Annotated in this window: 14 protein-coding genes; 9 read left to right on the forward strand and 5 right to left on the reverse strand. The window is 67.9% G+C overall.

Annotated features, from left to right (window positions below; genetic code table 11):
• The first annotated feature begins 2 nt into the window (after positions 1–2).
• From AB0F51_RS20815 to AB0F51_RS20830, 4 genes are read left to right on the forward strand one after another with little or no spacing between them, the layout of a single operon-like run.
• Positions 3–1313 carry a hemolysin family protein gene (locus AB0F51_RS20815; RefSeq protein ID WP_360282221.1) on the forward strand — a complete coding sequence of 437 codons (1311 nt, stop codon included), beginning with the start codon at positions 3–5 and terminating at the stop codon, positions 1311–1313.
• A gap of 57 nt (positions 1314–1370) precedes the next feature.
• The gene (locus AB0F51_RS20820; protein ID WP_360282223.1) at positions 1371–1712 is read left to right on the forward strand and encodes a cytidine deaminase; all 342 of its coding nucleotides are present in this window, start codon (positions 1371–1373) and stop codon (positions 1710–1712) included.
• Positions 1696–2628: a GTPase Era gene (gene era / locus AB0F51_RS20825; protein WP_360282225.1), complete on the forward strand. Its 933-nt coding sequence runs from the start codon at positions 1696–1698 to the stop codon at positions 2626–2628. Before AB0F51_RS20820 ends, era begins: the two co-directional genes overlap by 17 nt.
• The gene (locus AB0F51_RS20830) at positions 2628–3362 is read left to right on the forward strand and encodes a GNAT family N-acetyltransferase (RefSeq protein ID WP_360282227.1); all 735 of its coding nucleotides are present in this window, start codon (positions 2628–2630) and stop codon (positions 3360–3362) included. Before era ends, AB0F51_RS20830 begins: the two co-directional genes overlap by 1 nt.
• 28 nt (positions 3363–3390) lie before the next feature.
• On the opposite strand, the gene AB0F51_RS20835 is transcribed toward AB0F51_RS20830, so the two are convergent.
• Positions 3391–4380: a GNAT family N-acetyltransferase gene (locus AB0F51_RS20835; RefSeq protein WP_360282229.1), complete on the reverse strand. Its 990-nt coding sequence runs from the start codon at positions 4378–4380 to the stop codon at positions 3391–3393.
• Positions 4381–4488: 108 nt separating this feature from the next.
• Here AB0F51_RS20835 and AB0F51_RS20840 point away from each other — a divergent pair, with 108 nt between their 5' ends.
• Together AB0F51_RS20840 and AB0F51_RS20845 are read left to right on the forward strand one after the other, a co-directional pair.
• The gene (locus tag AB0F51_RS20840; protein ID WP_360282231.1) at positions 4489–6819 is read left to right on the forward strand and encodes a nitrate reductase; all 2331 of its coding nucleotides are present in this window, start codon (positions 4489–4491) and stop codon (positions 6817–6819) included.
• Positions 6816–7301 (forward strand): hypothetical protein, encoded by a 486-nt coding sequence (locus AB0F51_RS20845; RefSeq protein WP_360282233.1) that lies wholly within the window; start codon positions 6816–6818, stop codon positions 7299–7301. Before AB0F51_RS20840 ends, AB0F51_RS20845 begins: the two co-directional genes overlap by 4 nt.
• Before the next feature lie 4 nt (positions 7302–7305).
• Here the strand turns inward: AB0F51_RS20845 and AB0F51_RS20850 are convergent, their stop codons facing one another.
• Both AB0F51_RS20850 and AB0F51_RS20855 read right to left on the reverse strand, forming a co-directional pair.
• Positions 7306–7725: a PPOX class F420-dependent oxidoreductase gene (locus AB0F51_RS20850; protein ID WP_360282235.1), complete on the reverse strand. Its 420-nt coding sequence runs from the start codon at positions 7723–7725 to the stop codon at positions 7306–7308.
• A 10-nt stretch (positions 7726–7735) separates the two neighbouring features.
• The gene (locus AB0F51_RS20855; protein WP_360282237.1) at positions 7736–8302 is read right to left on the reverse strand and encodes a TetR/AcrR family transcriptional regulator; all 567 of its coding nucleotides are present in this window, start codon (positions 8300–8302) and stop codon (positions 7736–7738) included.
• A gap of 101 nt (positions 8303–8403) precedes the next feature.
• Between AB0F51_RS20855 and AB0F51_RS20860 the strand changes: the two genes are divergently transcribed.
• Together AB0F51_RS20860 and leuA are read left to right on the forward strand one after the other, a co-directional pair.
• Positions 8404–9003 (forward strand): DUF2867 domain-containing protein, encoded by a 600-nt coding sequence (locus AB0F51_RS20860; protein ID WP_360282239.1) that lies wholly within the window; start codon positions 8404–8406, stop codon positions 9001–9003.
• Between the two features lie 209 nt (positions 9004–9212).
• A complete protein-coding gene (gene leuA / locus AB0F51_RS20865) occupies positions 9213–10931 on the forward strand; it encodes a 2-isopropylmalate synthase (protein WP_360282241.1) in 1719 nt (572 codons plus the stop codon).
• Here the strand turns inward: leuA and AB0F51_RS20870 are convergent, their stop codons facing one another.
• Together AB0F51_RS20870 and AB0F51_RS20875 are read right to left on the reverse strand one after the other, a co-directional pair.
• A complete protein-coding gene (locus AB0F51_RS20870) occupies positions 10932–11696 on the reverse strand; it encodes a Fic family protein (protein WP_360282243.1) in 765 nt (254 codons plus the stop codon).
• Positions 11697–11702: 6 nt separating this feature from the next.
• A complete protein-coding gene (locus AB0F51_RS20875; protein WP_360282245.1) occupies positions 11703–12011 on the reverse strand; it encodes an antitoxin VbhA family protein in 309 nt (102 codons plus the stop codon).
• Between AB0F51_RS20875 and AB0F51_RS20880 the strand changes: the two genes are divergently transcribed.
• Positions 12004–13467, forward strand: coding sequence for a GNAT family N-acetyltransferase (locus tag AB0F51_RS20880; protein WP_360282247.1), 1464 nt, complete (start codon positions 12004–12006; stop codon positions 13465–13467). The two genes, AB0F51_RS20875 and AB0F51_RS20880, sit on opposite strands and share 8 nt — an antisense overlap.
• The last annotated feature ends 4 nt before the right edge of the window (positions 13468–13471 follow it).

Below are 13471 nucleotides of genomic sequence, written 5' to 3' on the forward strand. Positions count from 1 at the left end.
CAGTGAGTTCCCACGACGGCGTACTGCTGGTTGTGGCTGCGGTGCTGGTGCTGCTCGCCGGGCTGTTCGCCGGCGCCGAGGCCGCCTTCTCGTCGTACTCGAAGGTGCGGGCCAACGAGCAGGTCGAGCAGGGCAACCTGCGCGCGGTCAAGCTCCGCGACCTGCTCAGCGACGCGCCCCGCTACCTGAACTCGCTGCTGCTGATCCGGCTGAGCTGCGAGATCACCGCGATCGTGCTGGTCACCCAGGCCCTGTCGAACGTGTTCACGGTGACCTGGACGCACGTCCTGATCACCGCCGTACTGATGGTGCTGATCTCCTACGTGGTGATCGGCGTCGCCCCGCGCACGCTGGGCCGGCAGCACTCCGACCGGTTCGCGATCGTCTCGGCCGGCCCGATCATGGCGCTCACCCGGGTGCTCGGCCCGCTGCCGAAGCTGCTGATCCTGATCGGTAACGCGCTCACCCCCGGCAAGGGGTTCGCCGAGGGCCCGTTCGCGACCGAGGCCGAGCTGCGCGCGCTGGTCGACCTGGCCGAGAAGTCGTCGGTGATCGAGTCCGGCGAGCGGCAGATGATCCACTCGGTCTTCGAGCTCGGCGACACCATCGTCCGCGAGGTGATGGTGCCGCGGACCGACATGGTCTACATCGAGAAGCACAAGAAGCTGCGCCAGCTCACCTCGCTGGCGCTGCGCAGCGGCTACTCGCGGATCCCGGTGATCGGCGAGTCGCTGGACGACATCCTCGGGGTCGTCTACCTCAAGGACGTCATGCGCCGCGTCTACGACAACGCCTCGGCCGAGTCGACCGAGCGGGTCGAGTCGGTGATGCGGCCGTGCATGTACATCCCGGACTCCAAGCCGGTCGACCAGCTGCTGCGCGAGATGCAGGCGGCGCGGATGCACGTCGCGATCGTCGTCGACGAGTACGGCGGTACGGCCGGCCTGGTCACCATCGAGGACATCCTGGAGGAGATCGTCGGCGAGATCACCGACGAGTACGACGAGGCGCCGGAGGCGGTGCAAGCGCTGTCCGACGGGGCCTACCGGGTCTCCAGCCGCTTCCCGATCGACGAGCTCGGCGACCTGTTCGGCGTACCGCTGGACGACGACGACGTGGACACGGTCGGTGGGCTGATGGCCAAACTGCTCGGCAAGGTGCCGATTCCGGGCGCCGAGGTCGAGATCGAGGGACTCGGACTGTCCCTCACCGCGGAGCGGCCGTCCGGCCGGCGCAACCAGATCGGTACTGTGCTGGTCCGGCGCGGTGTTTCCGCCGACCAGCCGCAGGACAGCAGCCACCTGACCGCCTGATCCTTCCGACCACCCTTCGACCACTTTCGACCACCCTTCGACCACCTGGAGCCAGCTTTGCCTGCCGACCTCACGGCCGAGGACGCCAAACTCGTCACCCTGGCGCGCGCCGCCCGGGCCCGGACCCGCGCCGCCGAAGGGGCCGCCGTCCGGGACACCGACGGACGCACGTACGCCGCCTGCACGGTCCAGCTGGACACCGTGGGGCTGAGCGCGCTTCAGCTCGCGGTCGCGATGGCCGTATCGTCAGGGGTCAAGGGCATCGAGGCGGCCGTGGTGGTCACCGACCACGAGACCGCGCAGGTCGATGTCGAGGTGGTCCGCTACTTCGGCGGTGCCGCTCTTCCGGTAGTCGTTGCCAATGGCAACGGAGAGGTTCGTGATGTCGTCCACACCTGAGTCGGTCTTCAAGTCCGGCTTCGCCTGTTTCGTCGGCCGGCCCAACGCCGGCAAGTCGACGCTCACGAATGCCCTGGTGGGGCAGAAGATCGTGATCACGTCGTCCAAGCCGCAGACCACCCGGCACGCGGTCCGGGGCATCGTGCACCGGACCGACGCGCAGCTGATCCTGGTCGACACCCCCGGGCTGCACAAGCCGCGGACGCTGCTCGGCGAGCGGCTGAACGACGTGGTGAAGACCACCTGGGCCGAGGTCGACGTGATCGGCATCTGCCTGCCCGCCAGCGACAAGATCGGCCCCGGCGACCGGTTCCTGGTCACCGAGGCCGCCAAGGTGGCCAAGACGCCGAAGGTCGCGCTGGCCACCAAGGCCGACCTGGTGGCGCCCGAGCGGATGATCGAGCACCTGTCCGAGATCCAGAAGCTGGGCGAGTCGGTCGGGATCGAGTGGGCTTCCGTCGTGCCGGTGTCGGCGACCTCGGGGTACCAGGTCGACGTGGTCGCGGACGAGCTGGTGAAGTTCCTGCCGGTCGGCCAGCCGCTCTACCCCGACGGTGACGTGACCGACGAGCCGGAGGAGATCCTGGTCGGCGAGCTGATCCGGGAGGCCGCGCTGGAAGGCGTCCGGGACGAGCTGCCGCACTCGATCGCGGTCACCATCGACGAGATGGGGCTGCGCGAGGGCCGGCCGGACGACAAGCCGCTGCTGGACATCTACGCGAACATCTTCCTCGAGCGGGACAGCCAGAAGGGCATCGTGATCGGCCACAAGGGCGCCCGGCTGCGCGAGGTCGGCGCGAACGCCCGCCGCCAGATCGAGGCCCTGCTCGGTACGCCGGTCTACCTCGACCTGCACGTCAAGATCGCGAAGAACTGGCAGACCGACGCCAAGCACCTGCGGAAACTCGGGTTCTGATGGCCGTGGACCCGGCTGCCGCCGGCGTCTCCGTTCCGGGCGACGCGGCCCTCGGCTCCGGCGCGCTGCTCAATCCCGTGCACCACGCGCTGACCGGCGCGCACGGGGAGCTGGCCGAGGCGAAGGGCCGGGTCCGCCGCTATCCGGCCGAGGTCGCGCCCTTCTTCGGCCTGCCGGACGACCCGACCGAGCAGGACTGGGCCGACGCGGCCGAGCTGCTGGGCGTCGGCCACAGCGGAGCGCTGATCCGGCCGGAGCTGCCGGTCCCGGCGTCGTTCAAGGTCGACCAGGTGTTCGGTCTGGTCCAGTTCGTCGCGCCCGCGTACTTCGGGGTGGAAGAACCCGAAGCGGTCGAGCTCGGCCCGGACGACGTCCCCGAGATGCTCGCGCTGACCGAACTCACCGAGCCCGGCCCGTTCCGGTCCCGGACCCTCGAGACCGGCCGCTACCTCGGCGTACGGCGGAACGGCGAGCTGATCGCGATGGGCGGCGAACGGTTCCGGGCACCCGGCCATGTCGAGATCAGCGCGGTCTGCACCCACCCGTCGTACCGGGGTCAGGGGCTGGCGAGCCGGCTCATCCGAGCAGTTGCCGCAGGCATCGAACACCGCGGCGACCGGCCGTTCCTGCACACCGGCTCCACCAACACCACCGCGATCCGCCTATACGAGTGCCTCGGCTTCACGATCAGCAACCGCATGCAGGTCACAATCGTCGAGCCGCTCGGACAATAAGCACCTGCCCGAGCGGCTTGCGGTGGGTTCAGAGGGACTTCTGGAACTCCAGGGAGCGGGCTACGACGGAGTAGCCGAGTTGTTCGTTGATGCTGATCATGTGGTTGTTCGACTCGGCGTTCCAGGTGTCGAGCTGGGTCAGGGCCGGTTCGGTTTCGCGGAGCCAGAGCAGCATGGCGGTCTTCAGGAGGGCGCCTAGCCGGTGGCCGCGGTGGTCGCGGGAGACGGCGGTGTCGTTCTGCTCGGCGATGTGCGGTCGCTCGCGTTCCACGGTGACGACCGAGTGCCCGGCTAGCTCGCCAGTCGTGCGGTGGCGCGCGATCACCCGGTACATCGTCTGGTTGTGTCCGTGCCGGGCCGCCTCGTAGGCGCGCAGCCGTTCCGCGGTGAAGACGTCGTCCTCCAGGTCGAGGTCGTCCTTCGGCGCGTCGTTGATCGAGGCGGTGACGGCGATCATGCCTTCGAGCATCTCTTCCGGCAGATCCCCGACGATCCGGATCACTTCGTACTCCGCCGCCGCGAGCACCGCCTCGTCGTACAGCTTCTGCACGGTCGACCAGTCCAGAGTGGTGATGTCCTGGCGCCGGTTCACCCCGACGGTTTTCTGCTCGAACCCGTGCCGGTTCGCGAACGCGGCGGCCTTCGGCAGGTCCCAGGTGGTGAGGCCCATCGAGGTGCGGCCGAGCTCGCCGGCCAGCTGTTCGGCGTACCGGACCAGTTCGCTGCCGATGCCGCGGCCGCGACGCTCGGGATGTACCTCGACCTCGATCCAGACCAGGTTCGTGTTGTCGTAGGTCGGCGTGTTGACGTGGAGCAGACCCACCAGGGAGCCGTCGGCTTCCCGCGCCAGGTAGGTGCGGCCGGGGTCGAGATCCCAGCCGTACCGCAGATCCGCCGAGTAGCCGGTCGGAGTCGACAGCAGTGCGCCCGGACAGTCGACGGCATGCGTCGCGATCAGCAACGCCACCGCCTCGGCACAACCGGCCGCGTCATCGGGAGAAAGCCTGGTGATGTCCACCACCCCAGAGTGGGGGTACGGACGCCATCACCGCGAGTCATTTAATCCGGCAGCCGGTTTCGGCGGCGGGTACTGCGGTTGGGGAGGGCAGCAGATGGAGGGCGAGTCATGGTGGATCGAATCGCGGACATCTGGGGTGACCGAACGCCGTACGCGGCGGGTAGCGACTGGCCGGAGCGGGTCGATCAGTACGTCGACGCAGGCGTTCCCGAGGCCGAGATCAAGTGGGTGCAGTCGGCCTGCGTCCTGTGTTCGAACGGCTGCGGCGTGGACATCGCCGTGCACGACGACCACATCGTCGGTGTCCGCGGACGCGCCGAGGACCGGGTGAATCACGGACGGCTGGGTCCCAAAGGCCTGTACGGCTGGCAGGCGAACAACTCCGCCGACCGGCTCACCACGCCGCTGGTACGCCGGGACGGCAAGCTGGTTCCGGCCGGCTGGGACGAGGCGATGGAACTGGTCGCCGACCGTTCCCGCCAGGTGCTGGCCGAGCAGGGTCCACTGGGAATGGGCTTCTACAACAGCGGTCAGCTCTTCCTCGAGGACTACTACACGTTGGCGCTGATCGTCCGGGGCGGGATCGGCACGCCACACCTGGACGGCAACACCCGGTTGTGCACGGCAACGGCCGACTTCGCCTTCAAGGAGACGTTCGGCACCGACGGTGCGCCGGGGTCGCTGACCGACTTCGACCTCTGTGACACATTGTTTGCCGTCGGCCACAACATGGCCGAGACCCATACCGTGCTGTGGTCGCGGGTGCTGGACCGTCTGCAGGGACCCGACCGGCCCCGGCTGGTGGTCGTCGACCCGCGCGGGACCAGGATGGCCGAGCAGGCCGACGTCCACCTTGCCATCCGCAACGGTACGAACCTTGCCTTGCTCAACGGTCTTCTCCATGAGCTGATCGCCAACGGCTGGGTCGACGACACCTTCGTGCAGGCGCACACCGTCGGTTTCGACCAGCTGGCCGAGACGGCCGCCGACTGTTCGCCCGAGCGGGTGGCCGAGATCTGCGGCGTCGAGGCCGGCGACATCCGCGCCGCGGCACGCATCATCGGTACTGCGGAACGTCTCGTATCCACTTGTTTGCAAGGCGTCTACCAGTCGCACCAGGCAACTGCCTCGGCCTGCCAGGTGAACAACATCAACCTGCTGCGCGGGATGATCGGCAAGCCGGGAGCGACCGTCTTCCAGCTGAACGGCCAGCCGACCGCCCAGAACACCCGGGAGACCGGCGCCGACGGCGACCTCACCGGCATGCGGAACTGGCAGAACCCGGCCCACATCGAGGAGCTCGCGCAGGCCTGGAACGTCGAGCCGGAACGGATCCCCAGCTGGGCGCCGCCCACCCATGCGATGCAACTGTTCCGGTACGCCGAAGAGGGCTCGCTGCGGTTCCTCTGGATCATCGGCACCAACCCCGCTGTGTCGCTGCCGGAGCTGCACCGGATCCGCTCGATCCTCGCGCAGGATCAGCTGTTCGTCGTCGTGAGCGACCCGTTCCTGACCGAGACGGCCCAGTTCGCGGACGTCGTACTGCCGACTGCCGTGTGGGGTGAGAAGACCGGCACGTTCACCAATCACGACCGCACCGTCCACCTGTCGGAGAAGGCGGTGCAGCCGCCCGGCGAGGCGCGAACAGACTTCGAGATCTTGCTCGACTACGCCGACCGGCTCGCGTTGCGGGACAAGGACGGCCGGCCGCTGGTCAGGTGGCGTACGCCGGAGCAGTGCTTCAAAGCGTTCGGTGAAGTGACCCGTGGTCGGCCGTGCGACTACTCGGGCCTGTCCTACGAGAAGTTGCGCGGCGGCAGCGGCATCCAGTGGCCGTGCACCGAGGAGCAGCCGGACGGTACCGAGCGCCTCTACACCGATCAGGTGTTCAACACGTTCACCGACTACTGCGAGGACTACGGTCACGACCTGCTGACCGGCGCGGCCAACGAGAAGAAGGATTTCGCGGCCCTGCAGGCGAACGGCCGAGCCGTCCTCAAAGCCGCCCGCTACCTGCCGTCCCACGAACCGCCGGACGACGACTATCCGCTGCTCTTCACCAGCGGCCGTACGGCGTACCACTTCCACACCCGGACCAAGACCGGACGAGCGCCTCAGCTCCAGGCAGCAGCGCCCGCGCCATGGGTGGAGATCAGTCCGGCCGATGCCGAGCGGTTCGGGATCGCCGACGGTGACCTGGTCGGAGTGGAGTCGCGGCGTGGGCGGCTGGAGGCGAGTGCCCGGGTCAACGGAATCCGCGAAGGCGTGGTGTTCGCGCCGTTCCACTACGGCTACTGGGACCATCCCGGCGAGGACAGCCACCCGACGGCCGCGAACGAACTCACCATCACCGAGTGGGACCCGGTCTCCAAACAGCCGCTGCTCAAGATCGCCGCGGTCCGCGTCTCCAAGCTGGGCGCCGTCGAGGAGGCGACATGAAACTCGATCACGCGATCACCGAAGTCCAGGAAGCAGAGGCGGAACTCGGTCGGCGGCTGCGGATCATCGGCGAACGGCATGCGGTGGAGCACGACCTGTACCACCTGGGCCACACGCTGGCGCGGCAGTGCGCGGAGCACCTCGACCTGCTCGCGCCACTGGCCCGCAAGTACGGCGCCGAACCGGTGGACGCGTCCGCGGACTCGCCCGGGCTGCTGGAGAAGGCCAGGCACAAAGGCGCCGAGCTGCTCGGCCGAACCGAATCGGCGGGCCTGCTCCTCCTCGACGATCTCCGCGACCTCTACCTGTGCGCCCAGCAGGCCGAGATCTCCTGGACCATCCTCCAGCAGGCAGCCAAGGCCGCCCGCGACCAGGAGCTGCTTCAGGTCATCACCAAGACCCACCCAGAGACCGAGATGTGCGCCAAGTGGCTCCGCACCCGCATCAAGGAAACCAGCCCCCAGGTCTTGGCAACCGGCTGAGGTGCTAGCCGGCTGAGGACGTGCCGTAGGCGTGGTCGATCTTCATGGTGAGGAGGAGGCGGCGCTGTTCGACCATGGCTTGGCGGTACTCGGGCCAGTTGGGGTGTTCGCCGGCGGCGGCTCGGTAGTAGGCGATGAGGGCTTCCACGGTGTCGTCGTCGGGTGAGGTGGCGACCGGGGTGAGTTCGGCGGTGCCTTCGGCAACGACGTACGAGCGGCCGTTGGGCCCGTTCACGTAGAGGCTGGCGCGCGGGTCGCGGCGGAGGTTCTTGGTCTTCGCGCGGCCGTCGGTGATCGAGATGCGGATCCGCTCGCCGTCGTACACGTAGGTGATGTTGGACAGTTGCGGGCGGCCGTCGCGTTTGAGCGTGACGAGCACGCCGAGGCCGGTCTTGCCGAGTTCACCGAGAAGCTCAGACGTCATGCTCCAGAGCCTAGTTTGGCGGTGTGAGCAGCCAAGCCCGGGTGTGAGCCAGTACTTCGGCGCGGGTGCGGGTGCCGTGGTCGGCGGCCAGGAAGTGGTTGCCGACGTAGACCGAGTAGACCAGCAGGCTGCGGGTCTCCACGTCGTCGGGGTCGGGGCAGAACGCGGCGAAGAGTTCTCGCAGGTAGTCCATCCGCCGGTTGTCGACGCGGCGGAGGCGTTCGGCGACGGCCGGGTCGCGTCGGGCCCAGTCGCGGATGGCCAGGTCGATGGTCACCGTGGTGGTGAGCTGGTCGGCGGAGGCGACGATCGTGATGAGCCGGTGGAGTTTTGCCACCGCGTCACCGCCCTCGCTCTCGACCCGGTCGATCAACTCCTGGGTCGTGCTCAGCTCCCAGGTGTCGAGCATCTCGGTCAGCAGCGCGTCGCGGTTCGCGAAGTACCCGTAGAAACCGCCCTTGGTGACGCCGAGCGCCGAGGCGATCGCCTCGACCCGGACCGCGTCCGGACCACCGGCCGCCAGTTGGCGCAGGCCTTCCTCGATCCACTTCGCGCGCGGGGTGCGAGCGATCGCCACGGACGTGTCTCCTCTCACCTGGACCAGGTCTGTACGCCACCGTACAGACCTTGCTAGCGTCTCATTTATACGGAAGCGTATAGATAATCGGAGAGGCCCTCATGAAGCTCCCTCGTTCAAGCCACACGGACAAGCCGTGGCGGATCCACGAGCTCACCCCGGACTTCACCGTCGAGGATGTCTGGGCGCTGCCCACGCCCGGCGGACCGGACGACTTCCCGCGCCTGCTCGAGAACTTCGGCAGCGGCAACTTCCCGGAAGGGGCGCCGCTGATCGTCCGCGTGCTGTGGGAGGCCCGCTGGAAACTCGGCCGCCTCTTCGGCTGGGACGACGAGAACGGCGGCCTCGGCACGCGGGTACCGATGCTGCTCGATCGCCTCCCGGACGACCTCCGCGCGGCACCCCGCGGCCCCGACCTCGGCGACCTGCCCTTCAGCTCGCTCTACCAGCTCGACGACGAGTGGGCCGCCGAGATGGCGAACCGGACCGTCCACGGCGTCCTGCACCTGAGCTGGGTGCCCGACGAATCCGGTGGGTATCGCGGCCAGATGGCCGTCCTGGTGAAACCGAACGGCCGCCGCGGAGCCGCGTACATGGCCTTGATCAAGCCTTTCCGCTACCTCTTCGTCTATCCCGCCCTGCTCGGCATCATCGGCCGCGGGTGGCAAGCCTCCACGGCCGGCGCCCGGCCGACTCCCTGATCGGTCACTCTCCGTCTCGGTCCGCGAGACTCCTGGTTCGACCTCCGGATCGGATTGTGCATAGACTCGCTGGCATCATGCGGCACCAGCTTCTCCTCCTTCGCTGCCGCGGCGAGGCCTGACGTAGGCCGGTTCCCTCGCCGCGGAGTTTGTCGTTCGCCGGTCGATGTCGACCACCGCAGTACATTCCCGCGAGGAGAACCCGCATCATGGCACCGAAGAACCAGCCCAAGCCCGTCCAGCAGAGTTCCGGGATGCCGATCGGCCGGTACACCGCCTTCCCGCCGATCCAGCTGCCCGACCGCACCTGGCCGGCCAGGTCGGTCGACAAGACCCCGCGCTGGCTGTCCACCGATCTGCGCGACGGCAACCAGGCGCTGGTCGAGCCGATGTCACCGGCCCGCAAGCGGCGGATGTTCGACCTGCTGGTCCGGATGGGCTACAAGGAGATCGAGGTCGGTTTCCCCAGCGCCAGCCAGTACGACTTCGACTTCGTCCGGTCGCTGATCGAGGGTGACGCGATCCCGGACGACGTGACGATCTCGGTGCTGACCCAGGCGCGGGAAGAGCTGATCGAGCGGACCGTTCAGTCGCTGCAGGGGTCGCCGAAGGCAACGATCCACCTCTACAACGCGACCGCCCCGCTGTTCCGCCGGGTTGTGTTCAACGTCGACAAGGCCGAGTGCCGCAACATCGCAGTACGGGGCACCGAGACGGTGATGAAGTACGCCGACGAGATGCTGGCCGACTGCGAGTTCGGCTACCAGTACAGCCCGGAGATCTTCACCGGCACCGAGCTGGAGTTCGCGCTCGAGGTCTGTGAGGCGGTCAGCGATGTCTGGCAGCCCGAGGACGGCCGGGAGATCATCCTGAACCTGCCCGCCACGGTCGAGATGTCGACGCCGAACGTGTACGCCGACCAGATCGAGTGGTTCGGCCGCAACCTGACCCGGCGCGAGCACAGCACGATCAGCCTGCACCCGCACAACGACCGCGGTACTGCGGTCGCCGCGACCGAGCTGGCCCTGATGGCCGGCGCCGACCGCGTCGAGGGCTGCCTGTTCGGGCATGGCGAGCGGACCGGCAACGTCGACCTGGTGACGCTGGGGATGAACCTGTTCAGCCAGGGGATCGACCCGCAGATCGACTTCTCCGACATCGACGAGATCCGCCGTACGGTCGAGTACTGCACCCAGATGCGGGTGCCCGAGCGCCAGCCGTACGCCGGTGACCTGGTCTACACCGCCTTCTCCGGCTCGCACCAGGACGCGATCAAGAAGGGCCTGGAGGCGCTGGACAAGCAGGCTGCGGCCGAGGGTAAGCCGGTCGGTGAGATCGCCTGGGAGGCGCCGTACCTGCCGATCGACCCGAAGGACGTCGGCCGGTCGTACGAGGCGGTCATCCGGGTCAACTCGCAGTCCGGCAAGGGCGGCGTCGCGTACATCATGAAGTCGGAGCACCGCCTCGACCTGCCGCGCCGGCTGCAGATCGAGTTCAGCCGGGTGATCCAGCAGCACACCGACGCCGAGGGCGGCGAGGTCGGGCCCCAGCAGATGTGGAACATCTTCGAGACGGAGTACCTGGCACCGGGCAAGCTGTCGCTGTTGACGGTCAACTCGACGTCGGGCGAGGGCCAGAACGACGCCCTCCGGGTCCAGGTGTACTCCGGCGGCGTCCCGCACGAACTGGTTGGCGAGGGCAACGGTCCGGTCTCCGCCTTCGTGGACGCGATCAAGCCGCTGAAGTACGACGTCCGCGTGCTGGACTACCACGAGCACGCCCTCTCAGCCGGCGGCGACGCCCTGGCCGCCGCATACGTCGAGTGCGAGGTCGGCGACGAGGTCTACTGGGGCGTAGGCCGAGACGCCAACATCCTCACCGCCTCCCTGAAAGCGGTCGTCTCAGCCATCAACCGCGCCAACCGCTGATCACCGCTCCGGTGACTCCGCTTTGCTGACCCCGGGGGTCGTCGGTCCTTGCCGACGACCCCTGCTCGGCTGCTGAGGGGCGCGAAGAGCGGCCGGTCCGGCGATTCCGGCCATCGCGGCCCGCTGTACGGCGGGATCCACGGCCGGTCCGGCGACGGCCGGCCCGTCCAAGCGGTCGGTGCCAGGCCGCAGTACGGACGAGAGGGCGTTACGTAGTGGGCCCGTCTGCCCGGCGTGGGCGTGCAGTCGGGCGAGCTTGAAGTGCTCGATGTTCTGGTTGACCGCGGTCCAGTCGATGGACCGGCCGGCGTTGCGGGTCAGCTGGTCGACGAAGACCCGCTGACTGCGCGTGTTGCCGTCCAGGGACGGGTGCAGCGCCGTCAGCTCACCCCAGTGCTCGGCCAGCCGATCGGTGAACTGCTCGTCGGACATCCCGCGCAGGTAGTCGTCGGCCCGGATCGCACCGAAGACCCGGTCCGCCTCAGCCTGGAGGAACTGCGGGCGGCAGTGCACGAGTCCGGTCGTCATCGTGCCGGTGTCGATGTCGCGCAGCTGACCTGCCCACGGGTACATGTCCTGAAGCGTGCGCCGGTTGATCTCCAGCAGGTGGTCCAGATCGAAGTTCCCCTGCACCGGATTCTGGATCAGTTCGGTCACCCGGGCGAACGCGAGTCGCGTCTCCATCGTGTGTGCGGCGACCGGATCGCGCAGGTCGAAGGCGTTGCGGAGAACCTCGGAATCGGGATACGTGTATTTGTTCGGCACGGTGGCTCAGTCGTGGCCGAACTCGTTCAGGGTTCGTTCGATTTCGAGGCGGACTGCTTCCTCGGCGGTGATTTCGCCGCGGAGCTGGCGGCGTGCCAGTTCCAGAGTCTCGTCGTCCGGTTCGTGTTCGGCCATTCGGTGGCCGGCTGTTACGCCGTCGACCGCGGCCTCGATTTCGGCGTCGGTCAGCTGCTTCTTCTCAGCGTTGTCCTCGGGCATCGCACCGCCTTCCGTTCCCGCCATTCTATCGATCGCGGGTTCGGTAATCCGGTGGTGCGGGCGGGCTGAAGCTGCTTTGCTCTTGCGGGTGACCACCGTGCGCGAGATTGATCCGGCTGACGAGAGTGGCTTTGATTTGTGGTACGACGTGCTGCGGGCTGGGGCGACTGCGGATCGGGAAGTGCCGTTGCTGGCTAGTCATGATGCGTTGGCTACCTCGTTGCGGGTACCGGTTCCGACTAAGGCTGTTGTTGGGGTGGCGGCGTACGACGGGGAGCGGGTTGTCGGCGCGATGATTGTCGAGTACGGGCTGAAGGACAACCTCGACTCCATCCTCGTGGAGATCAACGTTGCGCCGGCCGATCGTCGGCAGGGGATCGGTACGGCGTTGTGGGGCTGGGCGCGGGCGCGCGCCGCATCGCTCGGCCGGACGGTCTACCAGACCGAGATCGCGATCCCGGATGGGTTCACCACCGACACCTGGCCGGCGTGCCTGTTCGCCGCGAAGCTCGGGTTCGCGCTGGAGCACATCGAGGACCATCTCGTAGTACCGCTGCCGTATCAGCACCAGGTGGAGCTCGAGCCGCTGGACGGTTATGAGCTGATCTCGTGGGCAGGCCCTTGCCCGGAAGAGTTTTTGCCGGTGTACGCCGAGCTGCGGACCGCGATGAGCGCCGACGTGCCGACCGGCGGGATGACCAGGGAGACGAGGCACTGGCAGGTGGACGAGCTTCGCCAACTGGAGGAGCGGAACGCCAAGAACTACCTCTCGCTCGTGGTCCTGGCCTTAACCCCCGACGGCCGCCCAGCGGGCTACACCGTGATGTTCCTGCCGAAGACCGACCCGGAGACGGCCCAGCAACTCGACACCCTCGTACTACGAGAACACCGCGGCCACAACCTGGGTGCTCACCTGAAGCTGGCCAATCTGGAGCAACTCGCCAAGCACCGGACCACCCAGACGTTGTTGCACACCTGGACGGCCGAGACCAACACGGCGATGCAGAAAGTCAACGCCCGCTTCGGTTTCGTGGCTCGGGAGAAGAACGCGGAGTACGAGGTGACGCTCCCGGCGCCGCGGTTGCGCCAGGCGGTGCGGGCCGTCGTACTGGATGCTCAGGACCGGATTCTGCTGCTGCGGTTCGAGTTCGCCGACAAGGTTGTCTGGGCCGCGCCGGGTGGTGGGATCGAGGCGGGGGAGTCGTTGCGGGACGGCCTGGTTCGTGAGCTGGCCGAGGAGATCGGTCTGACTCCGCCGGCTGACGCGCCCCACATCTGGCACCAGGTCGCGGTCGGTCCGGACTATGCGCGCGGTTACGACGGAGTCGTCAACGACTACTTCCTCATCCGGGTCGACTCCTTCACGCCCGCGGGCGCGCTGTCGCAGGCCGAACTCGAAGCCGAGAGCGTGTACGGCCACCGCTGGTGGACCCTCGCAGAACTCCAGTCCCACAAGGGCCCCGCCTACCTGTCACCCCGCACCCTCCACCACCAACTGGCACACCTCATCCAGCACGGCCCACCACCGGCACCGCTTTTCCTCGGCGTCTGATCCC

This window comes from Kribbella sp. NPDC023855, assembly GCF_040639475.1.
Taxonomy (GTDB): Bacteria; Actinomycetota; Actinomycetes; order Propionibacteriales; family Kribbellaceae; genus Kribbella.